Genomic DNA, 21,006 nt, shown 5'->3' with positions numbered 1-21,006 from the left:
TCCTGCTGATCCGGATCACCAGAGACGCGGTTGCGTCCGATGGTGCAATCGTCGAGTCCCGTGGCTCGGGCGGCGCGCCCGAATAGCCCATTCGGGCAGCGGCGCGAGGTCACGCCCGGTTCGGCGCCCGGATCGGCGCGCGGAGACCGGCGCGCCGGGATCGGCGCACGGAATCAGAGTCTTGATTCAATCACCGCTGAAGATCGCCGCGCGGGGGTGCGCAAGCATAGGAACATTCTGTTATCATCACGCTAATTTGGCATACGGGTACGCCGTGCCGGAGTCGGGAGCTCGGCCCGATTCCCGGCGCCGGGGCCGGGGCTCGGCCCGGCTTCCACCGCCGGCGGGGGCCCACGGGGAGCAGCCGAACGGGGGAGTGATTTGTCATGGCGATGAACCTGCCGCACTGGCTCGTGGAGGTCGTCGACTTCCTGGGGTTCAACTGGCCGGAGATCGACGAGGACCAGATGCGGGACGCGGCCAAGCACCTGCGGGACTGGGCCGACCACACCGAGGAGCTCAACCGGGGTACGCACCAGCGGATCACGGTCGACGTCGCCGCCGTCTACCAGAGCCAGTCGTACCTGACGCTGGCGCAGGCCTGGGGCGAGGGCTCCAAGAAGCACATGGACGAGCTGGTCGAGATCGCGCGCGGCGTCGCGACCGCGATCGACCTGCTGGCCGACGGCGTCGTGGCGATGAAGGCCAAGGTGCTGGTCCAGCTGGGCCTGGCCTCCGCGGAGTTCATCGCCGACCAGGCGGCGTCGGTGGCCACCCTCGGGCTGGCCGAGACCGCGCTGCCGCTGCTCTACGAGGCCCAGAACCGGCTGCTGAACGCCATCATGCAGGAATTCGAGAACGAGATCGTCGACTACATCATCGACCACACCATCGGGCCGCTGCTGGAGCGCCTGGGCGACAAGCTGGAGCGGCTGGCCTTCCAGGAGGTCACCGGCGCGGTCCTCGGGTCCGGGCCGGGCACCCTGAAGCTGGACACCGACGAGATGCGGCGGCACGCCGGGATGATCCAGGACGACGCGATGAACCACCAGCTGCACGGCCGGAACCTGGTCAACGGGCTGGGCTCGCTGAACTACGCGACAGGGGGCTGAGCGGTTCATGGCGAACCCGGAGAAGAAGATCATCTCGAAGCTGACCAGCCTGACCGGCCACTTCCACGGGGTCGGCGAGCACACCGGCGGCTCGGTGAACAAGCTCGGCACCCATCTGCACGGCGCCGCCGAGCGCTTCGACGACGAGGAGCGCAAGCTCGCGCACCTGGCCGAGGGCGAGGTCGGCAAGACCGCCCGCAAGGCCGAGACCGAGGGCGCGCAGACCGCCGAGCACCTGGCCGCCGACGCCGCCGCGGCGCGCAGCGTCCGGCCGCCGAAGGCGCCCAAGCTGAAGCCGGGCACCGACGAGCACCGCGCGGACCGCTGGGCCAAGTACCAGAAGCGGACCAGCACGCCGGAGTTCGAGAAGAAGGTGGCCGAGGGCGGGCGCCCGGCGCTGAGCAAGGAAGCCTGGGACAACAACTACGACGCCAACTGGAACAAGGCGAAGAAGGCCCAGGCCCAGGTCGAGAACTTCGCCGACCGCGCCGGCCACAAGAAGGAGGACGGCTGGCTGTTCGGGAACAACCAGGAGGAGCACTCCATCACGTTCCCCGACGGCTCGGTCCGCCGCATCGACATCGCCCACCCCGACCGGCAGATCGGCATCGAGTACAAGGGCGGCCGGATCAACAACAGCGAGGACATCCGCAAGGAGGTCGAGCTCGACGGCCGGCTGGCGGCCCAGGGCTGGGACATCCGCTGGGTCGGGCAGACCCCGGAACCCCCCGCCTGGCTCAAACCGGAGCTGGATAAGCACGGTATATCGTGGCACCACGACGACGGCAGCAACCCGTTCCATTACCGGCGGAAGCGATGACTCGGCGGAAGACAGGAGTGAGCCATGGCTACTGCTGAAGCCCGGCAAGAGGTCGAGACCTGGCTCGGTGCCATGTGGTTCGAGCTCGTCAACGAGGTGTGGGACAAGGGCCCCGAGGACTTCGACGACACCTACGAGCGGGACTCGCTGGACGTGCTGGAAGCCTTCCTGCTCCAGGCGATCCCGGACCCGGCGCTGGCCGCCAAGCCCGACTACATCGACCACCTGGACTGGGCCGCGCGCTACTTCGGCGAGACGCTCGTCGAGCGCTTCGAGGGCTGCGCGTGGCAGCCGGGCGAGGGCCGCTACGCGGGCCTGCCGGTGATCGGGGTGCCGGACGGCACCGGGCTCCAGGAGAGCCCGCTGTCCCGCCTCAACATCGCGCTGGAGCGGCGGACCGGGCACGAGCTGACCCGCGCCTACGACGCCGTCGCGGCCGCGGTGCCGGCCCGCACGACCGAGCTGCCTCCGCTGGAGGAGCGCTACGCCGACCTGGGCTGAACCCGGGCCCGACCTTCATTCTTGAGGAGAACGACCATGACCCAGGCCGACGTCGCACGGGACCTGGACGCCTGGCTCCAGGACATGGGCGAGGCCCTGACCGAGGGCCTGCGGCGCGAGCTGCCGGGCTTCGCCGCGAACGCCGACCGCGCCTCGCTGGCGGCGCTGGAGACGATCCTGCTGGAACGGCTGCCGGACAAGTTCTCGGCGGAGGACCGCGACGCGCAGCGCCTCGTCGACATCGCGGCCCGCTACGTCGGCGAGACGCTGATCTGGAACTTCCAGGGCTGCTTCTGGCGGGAGGGCTACGGCACCTTCGAGGGCGTGCCGGTGCTGGCGATCCCGGATGGGATCTTCCAGCCGACCTGCCCCGAGCAACTGATCGACGTGATCGTGCGCCGCCGCGACGGCGAGGTGCTCACCGATCTGTACGACGGCGTCGCCGAGCTGGTGCCGGGCCGCACCACGCCGCTGGACAGCGTCGAGGACCGGTATCAGGACGCGACGATGCCGCCCGCGCCGGACAACGCCGAGGCGCTCGCCATCTGGCTGCGCTCCATGCAGGTCGGGCTGGAGGAGCAGCTCGCCGGCTACCTGCCCGCCGGCTTCGAGCTCACCTACGACCGGGCCTCCCTGGAGCGGCTGGAGGCCGTGATCATGGAGCGGCTGGAAGAGGAGGACTCGGACCTGAAGCGGGTGAACGCCGGGTTCATCGACCGCTGCGCGCGCTACCTGGGCGAGGTCTACGTGCGGGCCGGCGAGGACGCGCGGTGGGACACCGGCGAGGGGATGTACCACTGGTACCCGATGATCGGCTACCACGACGGGCAGACCATGGCCGTGAGCCCGCAGTCGCTGGTCCGGACGGCGGCCGACCGACAGCGCGGGACGCTGCTGACGATGGTGTTCGACAACACGGCGCAGACGGCGCGGGCGCGGACGACGCCGTTGGCGCCGCTGGCGGAGCGGTTCCCGGTCTGAGGGCTGTGAAGGCTGTTAGGGCGAGGGCTGCTGCGGGCTTTGAGGGCTGCGGACTTTGAGGGATGCGAGCTCTGTGAGCTGTGAGCTGCGGGCTCTGAGAGTCCGCGTCACCAGGTCGGGCGGGCGCTGACACCGCCGTCGACGACGAGGTCGTGGCCGGTGATCCAGGCGGCCAGCGGCGAGGCGAGGAAGACGCAGGCGTTGCCGACGTCGTCGGGGCTGCCGAGGCGGTGGAGCGGCGCGGCGGCGTGCCAGCGGGCGACGCCCTCGGGCCAGGCCCGGTCGAGGTCGGCGCGCTGGATCAGGCCCGGGGAGACGGTGTTGACCCGGATCCCGCGCGGACCGTATTCGAGGGCCGCGGAGCGGGCGAACATGATCAGCGCGGCCTTGGACGCGCTGTAGTGCGCGTGGCCCACCACGGGCTGGGTGCCCTCGATCGAAGCGATGTGGACCACCGAGGACCCCGGCTCCATGACCTCGGCCGCCGCCCGGGTGCAGCTGACGGCGCTGGTGAGGTTGGCGTCCATGACCTCGCGCCAGGCCTGCGCGGTCAGGTCGTCGAGCGGGCGGACCGGCTGGATCCCGGCGTTGTTCACCAGCACGTCGAGCCGGCCGCGCCACCCCGTGGCCTCCGCGACGAGCGCCCGGCAGGCGGACTCGTCGGTGAGGTCGGCGCCGAACACGGTCGCCTGGCCGCCGTCGGCGAGGATGCGGCCGGCCAGCGCCTCGGCCGCGTCGGGGTGGCGGCCGTAGTGGAGCGCCACCGAAGCACCGGCCGCGGCGAAGCGGAGGACCACGCCGCCGCCGATGGTGCCGCTGGCGCCGGTGATGAGGGCGACGGTGCCGGTGAGGTCGGGGAGCGACCGCCGGGGAAAGCCGGGGTCGAGCCGGGCCGGGTCGGTGTGGGTCATGAGGTGGCCGCTTCGGAGGTGGTGGGTTCGGGATCGGCGGGTTCGGAGTCGGGACCAGAGTCGGGGTCGGGTTCAGGGTCGGGGTCGGCGAGGACGGGCATCCGCATCGGCGCGCCCGGCCGTGACAGGGCTCTGATCAAATCGGCGCGATCCGGATAATCGCGGGCGAGTTCCTCGGCGTCGCCGCCTTCGTAGTCGGCCGGAACGAAACCGGGCGCCATGGTGGTGCCGAACAGCGACCACGCCCCGCGCGGAGCGACGCGGGCTCCCATCCAGGCGCCGGCGGGCACGACGGTCTGCATCAGGTCCTCGCCGTCGCCTCCGAGCTGTCGCAGCTCACTGCGACCGTCGGGATGCAGCAGCAGCAAGTGCAGCGGATCACCGCGATAGAAGTGCCAGACCTCGTCGATGGGCAGCCGGTGCAGCGCGGAGAAGTCGCCGGGCTCGGCGGTGAGCAGCATGAGGATCGCGGACCCGGCGGGACGGCCGGTCCCGTCGTCCGGCCCGGCCCACGTCCGGCGGAAACGCCCGCCCTCGGCCGGCAGCGGTACCAGGCCGAGGCGCGCGGCGATGGCGTCAGCGTTCTCGCTCATTGATCGATCATCGCTCAGCCACCGCGCCGTCAGCGCGACGGCACACCGTCGGCCCAGGCCGGCCAGTCGCCGAGAATGTGTCCGGCGACGCTCGACCCGACGCGCCAGACGTTCTCCGCGGCCAGGCCCCAGCCGACGGCTTCGGAGAAGGCCGACTCGGACGGCTCGCCGGGCGCGGCGCGATCGAAGTTGGCGGCGGCCCGCAGGACCGCGACCCGCGAGAAGTCGAGGAAGCCGGCCTGGGCGGCCCGGTCCAGCGCGACCAGGGTCGCGTTGTCCTCCATCTGCGTCACGGCGTAGCGGCCCAGTCCTCCGGTGTAGTCCCGCACCCACTGCTCGGCCCGGCGGCCCAACAACTCCCCGGACCAGAACACGCTCTGCGTGAGCGACGACCCGGTCAGCACCTCCGGCGGCTGTCCGCCGGCCCCGGGATAGCGCGCCCGCAGCGCGGCCACGCCGGGATCGTCGGCGAGTCGCACCCGCGCACCGAGCGCGGCCACCGCCTGCCGCAGCCGCTCGTCGAGCTCGAACACCTCACCGGGGACCCGCAGCTCCGCGGGCTTGTGCGGGGCGGCGGCGCCGAGCGCCACGAATCCGTGCGGCCAGCCCTCCGGGATCTCGCGGGCGTCCAGCTCGTGCGCGTAGCCGCCGTGGACCGCGAAGTCCGTGCAGACCACCGACCCGACCGTGCCGACGCCCGGGTGGATCCCGGCGATGCCCGCGACCAGCACGTAGGCCCGCGAGAGATCGAACAGGCCGCTGAACGCCAGCGCCATGACCGACGCGGCGGCGTTGGCCTCCCCCATCCCGGTGGTGAGCAGCCACAGGCCGTCGGACCGGCCGTGGACGGCGGGCGCGTCCGCGCTCAGGCCGGGGACGGCGACCGCGGTGTCGAGCCCGTCGCGGGTGCGCCAGCGGAACGCTTCGCCGTGGGCCTCGGCCGGATCGGTGTCGAACATCGTGATCACGAGGACCCGGACCTGGTGGGGCACTGGTTTCCCGCTTTCGTCGTCGCGCGGCGCGCGGCCATTACCCGGCACGCTACCCAAGCCGGGTCCCCCGCGAAAAATTCGCGCCCGTCCGCGATGAGTCCGGCCCGCGCCCCCGGTATGTACTGACGAGCCCGCTGGCACACGGCGGACCGGGCACTAGGGAGAATCCAATGTCAGAGAACCGCGCGGCCGACGAGGCCGCGATCCAGGCCGTCCTCGTCGACTCCTACAAGGCGTGGGAGGCCGGGGACGCCGACGGCATGGTCGCCGACTACACCGCGGACGCGACCGCGATCATGACCGGATCGCTGCGGGGCAGCCGGACCGTCATCCGGGACAGCATGGCCGCCGCGTTCGCCGGCCCGCTGAAGGGCACCTCGACCTACAACAAGCAGCTGAGCATCCGGTTCCTGGGCCAGGACGCGGCGATCGTGGTCACCGAGTCCGGGATCCTGTTCCCGGGGCAGGACGAGGTGCCGGACGCGGGCAAGGTCAACGCCACCTGGGTGTTCGAGCGGCAGGACGGCGAGTGGCTGGTCGCCGCCTACCACAACAGCCCGGTACTGGCCCTGGCCCAGTAGGCGACGGCCGGTGAGCGCCACAGCGCCGGCTCAGGGCCGAGCCGCGGCCCCGGATCCCGCTTCGGCGGGGCCCGGGGTCCCGGGGGTCTCGGGGGTCCCGGGCGCGCCGGGGAACACGGCGGACCGCACGATCACCGCCATCATCTGGCTGAACTCCGTCCAGACCTCCATGTTGGCGGTCTGCATCGTCATGATCGCCATGTAGGGGCCGGTGGGGAACGGGATGTAGACCTGGATCTGGCCCTGGACCAGCTCGGCCCCTTCCGCACCGCCGGAGAGCTCCGGGTCCAGCGGGTACTTCGTGACCGTGATGCGGGACACCGCGGGCCCGCAGGGCAGGTTGAGCCACCGGGAGTCGTTGAACTCGTCGCGGACCAGGACTTCGCGCAGGCCCAGGACCGCGACCTCGGGGTCCATGTGGTCGGACTCGGTGGCGGCCAGGGTCAGCGTGCAGGTGGCGACGCCGCCTTGTTCGTTGTCGAACACGCCCAGGCCGGCCCAGCCGACACCGGCACCGGCCGTGATCTCGCCCATCGCGGCGATGGCCGGAGCGGTGGTGCGCCACAGTTCCTCGTCGCCGTTCTTGTACAGCTCGCGGACGAACTGGTCGGCGGCGGCCTGGCGCTCGGCCGGGTCCTCCTGCATCGGGTAGGCCAGGAAGTTCGCCGGCACTTCGAACCGCATCTCGGGGACGCCGCTCGCGTTCCGCTGGAAGGCCCGGGCGATCTGGGTCGCGTCGAGCTGGTCGAGGGCGGCCGGCGGGGCCGCCGGGGCCTGGTCGGTGTCGATGGTCATGGCGTTCCCCGCTGGTCGATGGTTCAGTGCCCGACGTTCCTTGAGCTGTGCAGGTGGTGCTGTGCAGGTCGTGGTGCTGTGCAAAGTTGGCGCTGTGCAGGTGGTGCTGTTCAGGTGGCGCCGTTCAGGCCACGACCGGCTTGCCGTCGGCGTCGACGGTGATCGGTCCGACCTTCAGGAAGTGCTCGGCGTCCCGGTGCACGATGATCTCGATCGACAGCGTGCCGGCCGGCGCGCCGGGCACCGGGGTGCCCACGGTCTCGATCGTCCCCGGCATCCGCTCGGTGAACTTCACCGCCCACGCCTGCTGGGCCTCGGTGAGCCGCACCGGTTCGGTGTTGCCGGCCAGGACCCAGACCGCCTTCGCCGCGCTGCCCTTGCTCCCGAGGTCGAGCCGGATCCAGGACCCGTCGGCGAAGTCGATGGTGACGTCGGCCCCGTGGGAGGAGAAGGCGTGCTGCCGGGCGGTGGCCACCTGCTCCAGCGGGAGCTGCCACAGCACCTCGGCCGGCGCGGTCACCGAGGCGCTGCCCAGCACCAGCAGCCGCCGGTCGGTGAGCTGGAGGTCGGTGCGGTACCGCTCGGGACGGCGGTCCGGGTCCAGCTGCCACGGTGTCCGGCGCGCCGTGGTGCCGTCCGGCGCCCAGAGCACCGGGAAGTCCTCGACCTCGCGCTCCGGATCGGTCGGGGTGCTGCCGTCCGGCTCCTTGAAGTTGACGAGCGAGCCGCCGGAGCTGCTGAACAGCTCCAGCGTCCCGGCCACGACGACCGCCGTCGCCTTGCCCAGGAAGCCCAGCGTCTTGCCGGTCTTGACGGCCTTGTCGCCGCGCTGCTCGTGGACCGGCGCCGGCGGCCAGCCGAAGATCTCCGAGCCGATGTCCCGGCCCTGCTCGTCGCGGAACCAGCGCTTGCCCGCGACCTTCGGGGCGCGGCCGGACGCGAAGGACGCGGAGCCGCGGAACAGCGGCGTCTCGCCGGGGTCGGGATACCAGTCCATCAAGGCTCCAAGGGCTTTGTGCCGTCGTGCTTCGCTTCGGTCGCGCAGGTTTCGGCGCGGCTACTCGAACAACGCGTGGAACGGGTTGCCGACCTGCATCTCCATGTCGTTGTGGATGCCCTTGGGCAGGAAGTAGATCTTCGGCGCGATCTTGATCCCGGCGTCGATGGTCCGGCCCAGCGCGCTCATCGGCTCGATGGCGACCTTCGGGATCAGGTTCAGGCCCTTGGTGCCGACCAGCTGGCCGCTGCGGTAGGTGGTCTCGATGACGCTCTGCGCGCGGCTGATGAAGCTGCCGTCGTGGGAGATGACGCCGACCGTCTTGTCGCCCCACACCGCCACCTGCTTGCCGAAGACGCCGAAGGTCTTCCAGGCGGTCTGGCCCTCCTTGGCCAGGCCCACGATGTCGTGCGCGGCCTCGGCCCCGCCCTCGAAGGCCTTGCCCAGCGTGCCGCTGAGTTTGGCGGCCCGGGCCACCGCGGTGGCCTCGTCGGCGACCTTCGCGGTCTTGCCGAGCATGCCGACGCCGGGCAGCACGCCGAGCGCGTCCACGCCGATGCTCATCCAGCTGACGTCGGCCCCGGCCGCCTTGGCCACCAGGTGCGTCAGCAGCGCCGCGGCGCTGGTGGCGATCGCCGCCACCGCGAAGATCGCGCCCAGCGGCTCGAACGGCGCGGTGATGATGGCCAGGATGCCCAGGATCCCGGACAGGTCGCTGAGCAGGTCGCCGATGAACTTGATGGCGTCGGCGTGCTCCTCCACCCAGTGCCAGGCGCCCTTGAAGGCGTCGCCGATGCCGTCGACGATCGAGTCGAACAGGCCGGGCTTGTCCGGGGCCAGCTGCCCGGCGTGGTGCAGCTGGTCGGCGATCGTCCGCGCGGCGGCGAGGTAGCGGTCGTGCAGGTCGTGCGCGCGACGCAGCACGTCGCCCATCGCGTCCTGCGCGTCGCTGAGCGCCTTCTGGTTCTTGACGTCCTGCGCGGCCTCCGGGCTGCCGGCCGGCGCCGGCGTCGGGTGCGGGGTGCCGCTCGGGCCGTAGGCGGTGGTCTTCGCCGAGGCGACCGCGCTTTTCTTGCCCTCGGCCTCGTGCTCCAGCCGGTCGGCCTCGGCCTGGAAGCCGTCGAGCTGGTCGGCCCACCGGTAGAGCAGGCTGCTGGCCTGGGTGAAGGAGTCGTGGCACTTCTGGACCGCGGGCTTCAGGTCGCTGTTCAGATGGTCCATGAACGCGATCGCGGTCTGGCCCTGCCAGCTGCCGCGGTCGGCGCCGTCGATGCTGGACAGGATGGTGCCGAGCTCGGTCCCCATCCCGCCCAGGGCCCGGCCCAGGTCGCGGGTGCCGCCGACGTCGCCGGGGGCGGGGTCGAAGCCGAGCGCGGGCAGGCTGCGGGTGGTCGTCATCGCGGTTCCCCCTACGCCTGCTCTAGCTGGTTCTTGAGCTTGATGTCGACGTCGTCGAAGTGCTTGCCGATCTGGTCCAGCATCGAGACGCAGTCGTCGGCGTGCTTGCCGATCTGGCCGATGCCGTAGTGCCATTCGTCGGCGAAGTCGTGGACCCGGTGCACCAGCGGGTCCGCGCCGACGCCGGTGGCGTCGGCGGCCCGCAGGCGGCGGCAGGCGCCGTCCAGGTCCGAGCTGATCCTGGTCATGGTCGAACGCAGATCGTTCAGCACCTGCGCACTTATGTGCAGATCACTCACTGTCTCAGGGCCCTCCCGTGAATGCGCCGAGCCGCGCATCCCTGACATGATCCCTTGGCGGCGAGCGTAAGCCTCGCCGGGGCAGGGCGGCAGTCTACCCACAATGAACAAACTCCGAGTAGGCCGACACCTTCTCAGGGCCCCGCCGGGACCGGTCCCCGTCGATCTCCGCACAGGTGGCGCGGGGTTGTCAGGAAAAGAAATCGATATTCCGCGCGCACCACTGGGCGAAGCCGAGCGGGCGCCGGCCCAGGAGCCGCTCGACGTCGTCGGTGCGGAAGCCGACGGTGTCGGCGCGCATCATGGTGAACCCTTCGAGGATGGCCGCGGCGAGCGCCGGCGGGGCGCCCTGCGGATAGCGCGCCTGCACGGCTTCCTCCGGCGTGGCTGCGGTCCGCACCTCGATCGGCCGACCGAGCGCGGCGGCCAGGGTGCTGACGTGGTCGGCAACGGTGCCGGTCTCGTCGCCCGTGGGGGCGTAGGCACGGCCCTGATGCCCGTCCTGGAGCAGGGTGACGGCGGCGACGGCGGCGATGTCGGCGGGGTCGATCATCGAGAATCGGCCGGGGCCAGTCGGGTCGAGGACGTAGCCGCCCGCGCGGATGGTCCCGGCCCACTCCAGAGCATTGGTCGCGAAGCCGCCGGGGCGCAGGAAGGTCGTCGGGATCCCGGAGTCGAGCAGGAGCTGCTCCCGGGCGTGATGCCAGTGGCCCATGGCCGGCATCGGGTCGGGGATCACGTTCATCGACGAGAGCAGCACGATGTGGCGGACACCGGCGGCGCGGGCGGCGGCCACGGCGTTCGCCGCCTGATCGACGCCGATGCCCTGGGTGAGCAGGAAGACGCGGTCGACGCCGCGGAAGACGGGCTCCAGGGTTTCGGGCACGGTGAGGTCGCCCACCGCCCGCTCGGCGCGCACCGGCAACTCGGCGGCCCGGTCGCGATCGCGGACCAGGACACGGACGTCCGCTCCTTCTTGATCCAGGACACGGACCAGGGCGCGGCCGACATTCCCGGTGGCACCGGTGATGAGGATCATGACTTCTCCCAGAATTCGATTGCCGTCTAACGACCTCGCCGAACGTTAGCCGGTGAATGATTAGCCGTCAATCGATCTCGCGATAGGCTGCGCGGGATCCCCCTCCACGGAAGGCGGCCCGATGCCCGAGTTCCTCGACCTGCACGGCCGCACCAACAAAGCGGTCCGCGCAATCGCCGACGCCCGCCTCCGCCGCCACGGCCTCCACCTGGGCCAGGACCACCTGCTGGCGCTGCTGTGGGAACAGGACGGCCGAACGCCCGGCGAGCTCGCCGCCGCACTGGACGTGACAACACCGACGATCGTCAAGGGCGCGACCCGCATGGCGGCCGCCGGACTGCTCACCCGGCGCCGGGACCAGCAGGACAACCGACTGGTCCGACTCTGGCTGACCGACGCCGGCCGGGCGCTGCGCAAACCGGTCGAGGAGGACCGGCGACGACTGGAGGCCGAGCTGACCGCAGGGCTTGGCGATGGGGAGCGGGAGCAGCTGCTGCGGTTGCTGGCGAAGGTGCACCAGGCGGCGGCGGAGTTGCTGGCTGGGGGGTGAGGGACGTTTTGCCGAGGTTGGGCGAGGTGCCTGAGGTGGCGGCGGAGTTGGCCGCTGAGAGGGAGGCGAGGCTGGTTTTGCGAGGCCGGGCAAGGCGTCTGAAGCGGCGGCGGAGTTGAGCTGGCTGGGGGCTTGAGACCGGGCAGCTCGCTGACCCCCGCCGCCTTTCGCAGAGTTCTGCAATCAGGCCTTTACCGCCGCGATCGCGCGCAGGATCGTGTCGGCGACGGCGTCCGGCTGGGTGACCGGCAGGGCGTGGCCGGCGGCGGGGATCTCGGTGCGTTGGTGGCCGGCGGCGCGGTCGGCCATGAAGCGCAGGGCTTCGGCGGGGATGTTGCGGTCGGCGGCGCCCCAGATGAACCAGGTGGGGAGTTCTCGCCAGGACGGGGCGTCGCCGGTCGGGCCGGCGGTCAGGGCGGCTTCGGTGACCGGGCGCTGGGTCGCGGCCATCAGTGCGGCGGTGGTCGCGTCGGCGTCGGCGGCGAACTGCTGGTGGAACTTCGCCGGGTCGATGGACAGTTCGGTGCCGCCGGCGGTCAGTGTGCGGGGCACCACCGCGTCGCCGAGGGTGCTGCCGGGGAAGCGGTTCGACAGCTCCAGGGCGCTCTCGCCGATCTCCGGTGCGAAGGCCGAGACGTAGACGAGGCCGCGCACAGCGGGGTTTCCGGCCGCCGCCTCGGTGATCACGTGGCCGCCGTAGGAGTGCCCGACCAGCACGACCGGCCGCTCCAGGGAGGCGACGACGTCGCGGACGTACTGGCCGTCGGACTGGACGCCGCGCAGCGGGTTGGCGGCGGCGAGAGCGGGCACTCCCGCGGCGGCGAGGCGGGCGATGACGCCGTTCCAGCTGGCGGACTCGGCGAACGCGCCGTGGACCAGGACGGCGATGGGGTCAGTGGTTGTCTGCATGGCTCAACGATCTCGGCGCCGGGGCCCGCACCGCGCCCGCGTTGACCACTGGCCGGTCCGGGCCCGGGACCCTGGCCCGCGTCGCGCACGGGCCAGGGTCCCGGGCCCTCACCTGCGCAGCACCTCCACGTTGTACTGGTCCAGGACCTCCATCACGAGGTCGAAGATCGGCTTCCACCCGCCGCTCGTCTCCACTCGGCGGGCCAGCCCTTGCTCGGCGACCGCGATGTCCGTCCACTGCAACCGCACCGGCTGGCCCGGTTCCCGGTCGAGATTCGCCAGGCAGTCCGCCAACGCCGTCAGGTTGCTCCCGAAGTAGCCACCGGGACCGTTGAACGCCTCGCCGACAGCACAGAAGAAGCTCGCGAGATCGACGACGTGCTCGCCGTGCAGCGTGATCCGGCCTTCGGGCATCGGCCAGGCCCGCCGCTCCCCGGCCTGGTGGAAGTAGTGCAGCTGGGCCGCCTCGACCCACCCGTCACGCTCGCCGGCCGGCAACGCGGCCCATTGCCCGGACGTGTCCGGCAACCGCTCGCGCCACCGGCCCCAGACCTCGCGTGCGGAGACGTGCGGCGCCATGGACGCGTTCGCCCACAACGTCCCGCGCCCCTGCTCGTCGACTTCGAGCGCCGCCCCCCACAAGTCGTACGCGCCAAGACTCACCTCGTCGACATCGAGGACGTCCACCAGGACGTCGCCCAGCTCGAAGGACCCGTCCTCCTCGTCACGGAACGAAAGCAGGGCGGGATCCGGCAACCAGCCGTCGACCTTGATCTCCAGCTGTTCCGGCGGCTCCTCACCGGTCTGCTCCCACCACTGCTCCGCCGTCGACGTGCCGACGAAGAACCCGTCCAGGTCCACCCATCGGGCAAGACGCCGGCCGGTGGCGTCGTCCCGGAGGGCATATCTAGCGCGTGCCATGGTCGGCGGTACCTCTCGTCACGGGCATTTGAACTCGTCGATCTTGTTGTAGTGGTTCGAGGTGTAACCATAATCGCCGTAGCGGTTCGGCCCGATGATCTTGTAGCTCTGGGGCTTTCCGGGGACTTCCCACTCCGGAGAACCGTCGAAGGCCGGCAGGCGCTCCGTCCCGTCGGAATTCAGGACGGCGGGCTGCTTGCCCCACTTCCGGACCTTGGCCAGCGGCTCGCTGCTGCGACCCTCCCAGAGGACCTGCTTGCCAGGGTCGGCCGGATCGTATTTCGGATCCGACGGCGAGTAGGTGTGGACGGTCCCGTTCCCCGCCTTGATCTTCGCGAGCTCGTTGATCGCCCACTCCGGCGGTCCGCTGTTGGCGGCGGCGCCTCCGGACTTGCCCTTGGCCAGACCGAGCGGGTCCGTGTCCGTGTAGGGATTGTCGACATACGCGTAGTGGTTCGGCGCCGGCGCGAGGCCCAGCGGGTCCGGAGTCGTGTACCGGCCGCTCTCCGGGTCGTAGTAGCGATGGAAGTTGTAGTCGAGCCCTGTCTCGCTGTCCCGATACTGGCCGGGGAAGCGGAGCGGGCAGCCGGTCCCGTCCTCCGCGTCGGGCGCGCCACCGATCGCGCCACCGCCGATCGGGCCGCCCCACACGCTCCGTTCGGAGCGCCAGGCCACCCGGCCGTCGGCACCGACCAGCTCGGTCGGCGCGCCGACGAGATCCGTCACGATGGCGTGGAACCGGACGTCGATGGCGTCCTGCGGCGCGTCGAGGACGTGGGTCCGCCGGTCCTGCGCGACCGGGATCCCCGACCCGGGCCGGAAGTCCCAGGTCGTCGTCGTGGCCTGGTCGGCGCCGGTGACGGAATGCCGCTCCTCGGCAACCAGTTCGCCGTCCCAGGCGAACTCGACCTGCTCCAGGACCGCCCCCTGGTCGTCGACCCGCTGCTTGCGGATCCGCCGCCCGAGCGCGTCGTAGTCGTACCGCCACCGATGACCGTCCGGGACCACGGCCTCGACGAGGTGGTCGAAGGCGTCGTACGTGTACGTCCATACCCGGCGCCCACCGGTCAGCAGGCGGCGCACCCGGCGCACCAGCCGGCCCTGGCCGTCGTACTCGTAGCTGGTCCGGCCGGCCTCCCGCAGCCGGCTTCCGGCATAGACGCGACGGCCGGCGCTGTCCGATTCGGGATTCCGGGTATCAGTATGCGAAACGATGTTTCCCAGTGCGTCGTACGCGAGGTCCTCGGACCACGTGGCGCCGCGCAGCGCCGTCACCCGGCCGAGCGCGTCGACCTTGATCGCCTGGTCGCCGAGGATCGGGTCCGCGATGCCCTCGGGAGCGCCGTTGGGCCGGTAGGTCCACGTCCGGTCGACCCGGACCCGCTGGTCGGCGCCGCTGAGGACCCGGCGCGAAGTGAGGCGGCCGAGCCGGTCCCACGTGCTGGCGATCTCCATGTCGGCTCCGACCCGGAGGCTGGTCTCCCGACCCGCCGCGTCGTAGGCGAAGCTCATGCCCCAGCTCGGACCGCTCAAGGTGTCGGGCCGTCCGACGGCGTCATAGGCCCACGTCGAGACGCGTCCGCTCGGCGTGACCCGGCTGGTCCGCTGCCCGATCGCGTTGACGCCGGAGGTGACCGCGCGGCCGTTGATGCTCTCGCTGACCACGCGACCGCGGGGATCGTAGGTGTACGCCAGCTCGTCCGCTCCACGGCGCGCCACAGCCAGCGTTCCGCGCGCGGTGTACTCGAAGGAGACCGCCGTCTCGCCTTCCACGCGCTGCTCGACGACCCGGCCCATGATGTCCCGTACAAAGTCAATGGCCTGATCCGCGCCGTTGGTCCGACCGATCAGGCGGCCGGCGAGGTTGTGGCGGTATTCGAGGCGGCGGCCGTCGAAGTCCTCCTCGCTGCTGAGCCGCCCGGCCGGGTCGTACTGGTAACTCCAGGTGGCACCCGCCGGGTTGCTGACGCCGGTCAGACGCAGCTCGCTGTCGTAGGTGAAGCCGTAACGGGTCCCGTCCGGCTCGATGCGGGCGATCTCTGTCTGGAAGGGTCCGTATTCGAATCGCAGAGTGTTGCCGTTCTCATCGGTCTGCGCGAGCAGGTTGCCCCGAGAATCCCACTGCCAGCTCTGGACCGAACCGTTCGGCAGGGTCCGCGACTGCGGGCGGCCCGCGACGTCCCAGGCGGAAGTCGTGACAGCGCCCAGCGGATCGGTGACGGCTGCCGGGCGGCCGAAGACGTCGTAGTCGACGGTCCAGGCCGCACCGGCGGCATCGACCGTCCGGCTGGGGAGGCCGGCCGCGTTCGGGGTGTATGTCTCGACGTTGCCCAGGGGGTCCGTCCGGTCGGTCAGGAAGCCCTGCGCCGTGTAGGAGAAGGTGGTCGTCGCACCGATCGGGTCGATCGCCGCGGTCATGTTGCCGCGGTCGTCGTACTCGTAGCTCCAGGTCTCGCCGTCGGGGGTGGCGATGCGGATCGGCAGGTGGAGGTCGTTGTACGCGGTGGTGGTGACGGCGCCGTCGGGGCGGGTCGTGCGGACGGTGTCGCCGTTGTCGTCGACCAGGTAGGCCGTGGTGGCACCGACCTCGTCGGTGGAGGACAGCAGTTCGCCTCGGTGGTCCCACACGAGGCGGCTGACGCCGCCGAGCGGGTTCGTGATCGCGGTCACGTGGCCCAGCTCGTCGTAGTCGTAGACCGTGGTCTGCCCGAAGGAGTCCCGGTGGATCGTCTGCCGCTGGACATCGTCGTAGGCGAAGGAGCCGGCCAGGTATCCGGCGGTGCCGGTGGTGCCGGTCACGCGGCCTGACAGGTCGTACTCGTAGGCGTAGCGGTGGCCAAGCTGGTCCGTCCAGGCGCGGATCCGATCGTCCGCGTCGTACTCATAGCGCAGCGTCGGCTCCGCGTCGGACGCTTCGTGGAGGGTGATCAGGCGTCCGTAGTCGTCGTATCCGAAGCCGGCCACGGGGGTTTCGGTATCGGGGCTCGCTCCGAGCAAAGCCAGGGAGCTGATACGAGGACCGTGCGCGGTCGCAACGGTGCCGATGGCGACGCGATAGCCCGAGTGCTCGACCAGGGTCGGGGTTCCGTCCTCGGCACGCAGGATGCTGATGCGGTTGCCGTTGCGGTCGCTGATCGCGGTCAGGTCGCGGATCTCGCCGATCTCGTCGCGGTGGTGGACCGTGGGGAAGTGCAGCGTCCAGCGGGTGTCGGGGTCGCTGATGCGGATCTCGTCCAGGTCTCGGTCCCAGACCAGCGAGAGCAGGCGGCCGCGATCGGGGCGCACCGCTTCCGCCGCGTCCGGTATCGGGAACTGAACCGTCTGCGCGTCGTCGCCGGCGAAGTGGATCCCGGCGGCGTTGACCGCGATCCGCTGATCGAGGGTGCTCGACCAGCCCGGGCCGAACAGGCGGCCTGTGGTGTATCCGGAGGAGTAGGAGCGGCGGAGCTCGACCGGGAGGACGCCGGGAAGGGCGACGTCCGTCTTGGAGGAGAGCATCCAGCCCGAGACGACGTCGATGGGGTCGCGCTCGCAGTAGGAGGTCTTGCCGCCCTCGGCCTTGCGCGCCTGGGCGCCGATGCTTCCCTCGGCGCCTTCCTCGGCTTCGCGGCCGAGCTTGCCCGCCAATTTGCCGCCGAGCGAGCCGATGGCCTTGCCGCCGACGAAGGTGAGGCCGAGCATGCCGGCGCTCATGAGGGCGTCGCCCCAGTGGCCTTGCATGCCGTCGCCGACGATCTGCATCGCGGTGCCGGCCAGGGCTATGAGGTTGTCGGCCTCGGCCAGGCCGGCGGTGATGACGTCGACGCCGGGGATCCAGGAGGTCGCCAGCGCCAGGACGTCCAGGAACGGGGCCAGTTCGTTGGCGATCTCGGCGATCTTCCCGCCCCAGTCGGCCAGCGCCGCGCCGACGTGTTCCCACCAGTGCTTGTTGTGGATGCCGTCGGACTGCGCGTGGTGAAGGGCTTTCGCGCAGTCCTTGGCGGCGGCTATCCGGTCGTCGTGGGCTTGTTTTGCTTGGGTGGCCAGAGCGTCGAGCTTGCCTTTCGCGGCGTCCAGGTTCTTCTGCGCGGTGTCGTGCGCGGTCTGGGCGTCGGTGACAGCTTGCTGATTCGGGTTCGCGGTCTGGTTCTGCTGCGCGGTCTTCAGGTCGGTCGCGGCGCTGGTGGCCGCCGTCGACGCGCGTTGCAGATCCGCGTGGGCGTCCTGGGCCTGATGTAACGCGGCGTCGGCCTTGTTCTGCGCGGCCAGCAGCTTGGGCGCGTAGGCCGACAGGGCGTCGGACGCTTCGGAATACGACGTGTACAGCTTCTGCAGACGTCCCGGGAGCGGCCCGAAGGTCGTCTTGAACGCGTCCGCGGTCGCGCCGATCCATTGCAGGGCATTGGCATCGCCGCCGAAGGAGCCCAGGCCCCGGTACGCGGATTCCACATCATGGGCGAAGTCCCCGAACTGCTTCGCCAAGGCCTCGACCGACTCCACCACGCCGGGTGTCGGGTCCCCGTCCAGACCCAGAACGTCCCACCCCGATGGACGAACCATCGCATACCCCCTGCTCCCCGTGTTCATCGGACGTTGTCGACAACGTGCGATGTATGACCGCAGCAGTCTACGAATCAGATTGCTGCGTCCGCCACCGCGGGGTTCGGAAACGTCGCTGGTGAGGCCTCTGACATGGGGCGGGCCACCGCCGCTTGCGCTATGAACCAATGTTCATGAACACTGGTTCACAGCGGCGCCCCGTTCCGTTCCACGCTCCGAGGAGGCATCCATGACCGACATCGCAGCGCTCGCGCTCACCAAACGGTTCCGGCACACCACGGCCGTCGACGAACTCTCCTTCACCGCGCCGGCCGGCAAGGTCACCGGGTTCCTGGGCCCGAACGGCTCCGGGAAGACCACCACCCTCCGCACCGCGCTCGGCCTGGTGGCGGCGACGAGCGGCAGAGTCCTGATAGGAGGCCGCGACTACGCGAGCCTGACCCGACCGCGCCGAGTGGTCGGCGCGGTGCTGGAGGCGACCGGCTTCCACCCGGGGCGCAGCGCACGGGCCCACCTCGGCGTGCTGGCCCGAGCCGGCGGCGTACCGCGCGCCCGGGTGGCGGAGGTGCTGGAGGTGGTCGAGCTGAGCAGCGACGCCGACCGGCGGGTACGCGAGTACTCGCTCGGGATGCGCCAACGGCTCGGCCTGGCCTCGGCGCTACTGGGCGACCCGGAGGTGCTGGTGCTGGACGAACCGGTGAACGGCCTCGACCCGGCGGGCGTGGCCTGGCTGCGCAAGCTGCTACGCGCTCAGGCCGCGGAGGGACGGACGGTGCTGGTGTCGAGCCACCTGCTGTCGGAGGTGGCACAGACCGCCGACCACGTGGTCATCGTCGCCGGCGGCCGACTGCGATTCGAGGGACCGATCGACGCGCTGCCGGGAGCCGGGTCGCTGGAGGACAACTTCTTGGCGCTGACTGCGGGTGAGAGTCGCTGAGATCGGGCTGGGGTGGCAGGGCTGGCTGGGCTGGCCGGGCTGGGCTGGGCTGGCAGGGCTTAAGGCTTCGCGAGCACAACCACCGCCGCCATCGCCGCGAACCAGCACACCCTTCCGCCAAGCCACCGGACTACCGAACCACCCGAACGGCATCCGAAGCCGGTCGAACCAGCCCAAGCCCGCCTGCCGGACCGCCAGGCCATCGGACCGCCGAGCTGCCGAGCTGCCGAGCTGCCGAGCTGCCGATCAATCGGACCACGGGTCCACCAGGCCATCGGACCGCCGAGCCACTGAGCTGCCGAGCCACCGAGCCACCGAGCAATCGGACCGCCGGTCCACCACGCCATCGAACCGCTGAGCTGCTGAGCCACCGGGCCTGCGGGCCTGCGCGCCGCCATCCAGAACCAACCAGTCGAACCCGGCTGAATCTTCCTCCCCATCCCCATCCCCATCATCCCCATCATCCCGAGAAACCGGAGCACATCGTGAACCCATCCGTCTTCGGCCCGGCGCTCGCCGCCGAGTGGCTGAAGCTCCGTAGTACCCGCGGGCCGTGGATCGTGCTGGCTGCCGCGCAGCTCATTGTTGTCGGCGGGGTCAGTGGGTTGGTGGTGTCCGATCCCGGGAAGCTGGGGCAGGCCGCCACGCAGACGCAGGCGGTCGCGCATGTCGGGTTGGTCAGTGCCCTGACTTTGGTGTTCGGCATTCTCGCGGTCGCTGGGGAGTATCGGCACAAGACGGTCACCGACACCTATCTGTCCGCTCCGCGGCGCGGGGTGCCGGTCGTCGCGAAGCTGGGGGTCTACTCGCTGGTCGGGGCCCTCACCGGGGTGGTGGCCGGCGGGGTCGCGCTGGGGGCGGTCGCGGTGTGGTGGCCGGCCAAGGGCGTCACGTTCGACTTCGGGTCCGGCGGGGTGTGGACCACGTTGTTGGGCGGGGTGGTGGCGGACACGCTGTTCGCCGCGATCGGGGTCGGGCTCGGGGCGCTCGTTCCGAATCTGCCGGGGGCGATCGCCGTGGCGTTCGGGTGGATGGCGATCGTCGAGGGCATCGTCGGGCAGCTGATCGGGTCGAGCGCCGCGCGCTGGCTGCCGTTCACCGCCGGGCGGGCGGCCGCGCTGGCGGTCGGGGCCGGGAGCAAGGACCTGCTGCCGCGGTGGGGCGGCGGCGCGCTGCTGGCCGGGTACGCGGCGGTGTTCGCCGCCGTGGCCGTGGCCACTACGCTGAAACGCGATGTCACCTAGACCAGCCGCCGTATTGCGCGGTGGCGACCAGGACCTGCGGGCGCACCTGATCGCCACCGCCGCCGCCGTGATCGCCCGGCGCGGCACCGCCGGGCTGTCCGTCCGCGAGATCGCCAAGGAGGCGAAGGTCGCGGACGGCGTGCTCTACAACTACTTCGACGGCAAGGACGACCTGATCGCGCACGGGCTGCGCGCCCACGTCCACGCCGTGCTGCGGGCCGGGGCGCCGGCGCCGGTCCCCGGGTCGGCCACGGTCGAGGCGAACCTCGTCACGCTGTTCACGCAGGCCGTGACGCTGCTCGGCCGGGTGATGCCGGCCTTCGCCGGCACCATCGGGCAGCCGGCCGTGCTCCAGCGGTTCCGGGACCTGATCTCCCAGCACGCCGGGCCGCACATGCTGGGCCTGATGGGCACCGGCGACGCCGGGCTGCCGCAGCTGTTCGCCGCCTATCTGCGCGCCGAGCAGGACCTCGGCCGGGTCGCGGCCGACGCCGACCTGGAGGCCGTGACCACGCTGCTGATCGGCGCCGCGCACGATCTGGTGCTGCCGCAGGTGTTCCTGGGCACGCCGGGCGCGCACGGCCCGGTGCGGGAGCTGCCCGACGGCCATGCCGAGCGCATTGTCAGGGCTCTGTTCCACGGCCTGCACACGGCCGAGGGATAGCGGAGGCTTTTCGCAGTCTATGCACCAGTTTCCCCGTCCCCAGCACTGATTACCGTCGGTGATGGTGCGGACCGTCATAGATAAGCAAAGTTTCGCCGGGTCCCTTGTCAGCGCGTTGACCCTTCATTAGTTTCAACCGCGCCGCCACCGCGGGGCGGCATCGCGTCACCCACTGGATCCATCCGTCCCCGGGCGCCCACCACGCCCCGGGGCGGTCCCCCGT

Annotated in this window: 19 protein-coding genes and 1 pseudogene; 9 read left to right on the top strand and 11 right to left on the bottom strand. The window is 71.1% G+C overall.

The features are described from left to right. The first annotated feature begins 386 nt into the window (after positions 1 to 386). The 4 genes from ABD481_RS11360 to ABD481_RS11345 are packed head-to-tail and all read left to right on the top strand — an operon-like array spanning position 387 to position 3,414. A complete protein-coding gene (locus tag ABD481_RS11360; protein ID WP_344665550.1) occupies positions 387 to 1,112 on the top strand; it encodes a WXG100-like domain-containing protein in 726 nt (241 codons plus the stop codon). Positions 1,113 to 1,119: 7 nt separating this feature from the next. Beyond that, positions 1,120 to 1,932 carry a hypothetical protein gene (locus tag ABD481_RS11355; RefSeq protein WP_344665549.1) on the top strand — a complete coding sequence of 271 codons (813 nt, stop codon included), beginning with the start codon at positions 1,120 to 1,122 and terminating at the stop codon, positions 1,930 to 1,932. A 24-nt stretch (positions 1,933 to 1,956) separates the two neighbouring features. After that, positions 1,957 to 2,433 (top strand): hypothetical protein, encoded by a 477-nt coding sequence (locus ABD481_RS11350; protein ID WP_344665548.1) that lies wholly within the window; start codon positions 1,957 to 1,959, stop codon positions 2,431 to 2,433. A gap of 36 nt (positions 2,434 to 2,469) precedes the next feature. Continuing rightward, the gene (locus ABD481_RS11345) at positions 2,470 to 3,414 is read left to right on the top strand and encodes a hypothetical protein (RefSeq protein WP_344665547.1); all 945 of its coding nucleotides are present in this window, start codon (positions 2,470 to 2,472) and stop codon (positions 3,412 to 3,414) included. Positions 3,415 to 3,521: 107 nt separating this feature from the next. On the opposite strand, the gene ABD481_RS11340 is transcribed toward ABD481_RS11345, so the two are convergent. The 3 genes and pseudogenes from ABD481_RS11340 to ABD481_RS11330 form a co-directional block, all read right to left on the bottom strand. Then, positions 3,522 to 4,325, bottom strand: a complete 804-nt coding sequence (locus tag ABD481_RS11340; protein ID WP_344665546.1) for an SDR family NAD(P)-dependent oxidoreductase — start codon at positions 4,323 to 4,325, stop codon at positions 3,522 to 3,524. Positions 4,326 to 4,441: 116 nt separating this feature from the next. Continuing rightward, positions 4,442 to 4,918, bottom strand: a pseudogene (locus ABD481_RS11335) (cupin domain-containing protein); the annotation flags it as partial. A gap of 29 nt (positions 4,919 to 4,947) precedes the next feature. Further along, entirely contained in the window at positions 4,948 to 5,910 is a 963-nt protein-coding gene (locus tag ABD481_RS11330) for a purine-nucleoside phosphorylase (protein ID WP_344665545.1), read from the bottom strand. A 170-nt stretch (positions 5,911 to 6,080) separates the two neighbouring features. Between ABD481_RS11330 and ABD481_RS11325 the strand changes: the two genes are divergently transcribed. After that, a complete protein-coding gene (locus tag ABD481_RS11325) occupies positions 6,081 to 6,491 on the top strand; it encodes an SgcJ/EcaC family oxidoreductase (protein WP_344665544.1) in 411 nt (136 codons plus the stop codon). Between the two features lie 30 nt (positions 6,492 to 6,521). On the opposite strand, the gene ABD481_RS11320 is transcribed toward ABD481_RS11325, so the two are convergent. The 5 genes from ABD481_RS11320 to ABD481_RS11300 form a co-directional block, all read right to left on the bottom strand. Then, positions 6,522 to 7,286 carry a hypothetical protein gene (locus ABD481_RS11320; RefSeq protein ID WP_344665543.1) on the bottom strand — a complete coding sequence of 255 codons (765 nt, stop codon included), beginning with the start codon at positions 7,284 to 7,286 and terminating at the stop codon, positions 6,522 to 6,524. Positions 7,287 to 7,410: 124 nt separating this feature from the next. Next, complete coding sequence (locus tag ABD481_RS11315; protein ID WP_344665542.1) at positions 7,411 to 8,283, bottom strand: hypothetical protein; 873 nt, start codon at positions 8,281 to 8,283, stop codon at positions 7,411 to 7,413. A 60-nt stretch (positions 8,284 to 8,343) separates the two neighbouring features. Next, complete coding sequence (locus tag ABD481_RS11310) at positions 8,344 to 9,681, bottom strand: hypothetical protein (RefSeq protein ID WP_344665541.1); 1,338 nt, start codon at positions 9,679 to 9,681, stop codon at positions 8,344 to 8,346. An 11-nt stretch (positions 9,682 to 9,692) separates the two neighbouring features. Continuing rightward, positions 9,693 to 9,929, bottom strand: a complete 237-nt coding sequence (locus ABD481_RS11305; RefSeq protein WP_344665540.1) for a hypothetical protein — start codon at positions 9,927 to 9,929, stop codon at positions 9,693 to 9,695. Positions 9,930 to 10,170: 241 nt separating this feature from the next. After that, positions 10,171 to 11,019, bottom strand: a complete 849-nt coding sequence (locus tag ABD481_RS11300) for an SDR family oxidoreductase (protein ID WP_344665539.1) — start codon at positions 11,017 to 11,019, stop codon at positions 10,171 to 10,173. Positions 11,020 to 11,140: 121 nt separating this feature from the next. On the opposite strand from ABD481_RS11300, the gene ABD481_RS11295 reads away from it, so the two are divergent. Continuing rightward, positions 11,141 to 11,569, top strand: a complete 429-nt coding sequence (locus ABD481_RS11295; RefSeq protein ID WP_344665538.1) for a MarR family winged helix-turn-helix transcriptional regulator — start codon at positions 11,141 to 11,143, stop codon at positions 11,567 to 11,569. 183 nt (positions 11,570 to 11,752) lie between these two features. Here ABD481_RS11295 and ABD481_RS11290 read toward each other — a convergent pair whose 3' ends face one another. The 3 genes from ABD481_RS11290 to ABD481_RS11280 all read right to left on the bottom strand — a co-directional run bounded on the left by ABD481_RS11290 (position 11,753) and on the right by ABD481_RS11280 (position 17,938). Continuing rightward, positions 11,753 to 12,478 (bottom strand): alpha/beta fold hydrolase, encoded by a 726-nt coding sequence (locus tag ABD481_RS11290; RefSeq protein WP_344665537.1) that lies wholly within the window; start codon positions 12,476 to 12,478, stop codon positions 11,753 to 11,755. A gap of 108 nt (positions 12,479 to 12,586) precedes the next feature. After that, the gene (locus ABD481_RS11285) at positions 12,587 to 13,399 is read right to left on the bottom strand and encodes a barstar family protein (RefSeq protein WP_344665536.1); all 813 of its coding nucleotides are present in this window, start codon (positions 13,397 to 13,399) and stop codon (positions 12,587 to 12,589) included. A gap of 18 nt (positions 13,400 to 13,417) precedes the next feature. Then, a complete protein-coding gene (locus ABD481_RS11280) occupies positions 13,418 to 17,938 on the bottom strand; it encodes an RHS repeat-associated core domain-containing protein (RefSeq protein WP_344665535.1) in 4,521 nt (1,506 codons plus the stop codon). A gap of 229 nt (positions 17,939 to 18,167) precedes the next feature. Here ABD481_RS11280 and ABD481_RS11275 point away from each other — a divergent pair, with 229 nt between their 5' ends. The 3 genes from ABD481_RS11275 to ABD481_RS11265 all read left to right on the top strand — a co-directional run bounded on the left by ABD481_RS11275 (position 18,168) and on the right by ABD481_RS11265 (position 20,783). Beyond that, positions 18,168 to 18,875, top strand: a complete 708-nt coding sequence (locus ABD481_RS11275) for an ABC transporter ATP-binding protein (protein ID WP_344665534.1) — start codon at positions 18,168 to 18,170, stop codon at positions 18,873 to 18,875. Positions 18,876 to 19,360: 485 nt separating this feature from the next. Beyond that, on the top strand, positions 19,361 to 20,119 hold the full coding sequence (locus ABD481_RS11270; RefSeq protein ID WP_344665533.1) for a hypothetical protein: 759 nt from the start codon (positions 19,361 to 19,363) through the stop codon (positions 20,117 to 20,119). Then, positions 20,109 to 20,783: a TetR/AcrR family transcriptional regulator gene (locus ABD481_RS11265; protein WP_344665532.1), complete on the top strand. Its 675-nt coding sequence runs from the start codon at positions 20,109 to 20,111 to the stop codon at positions 20,781 to 20,783. Before ABD481_RS11270 ends, ABD481_RS11265 begins: the two co-directional genes overlap by 11 nt. Positions 20,784 to 21,006: the final 223 nt, after the last annotated feature.

It is taken from the genome of Catenulispora yoronensis, assembly GCF_039531695.1.
Classification (GTDB): domain Bacteria; phylum Actinomycetota; class Actinomycetes; order Streptomycetales; family Catenulisporaceae; genus Catenulispora; species Catenulispora yoronensis.
This window is presented reverse-complemented; position numbering and strand designations above follow the sequence as displayed.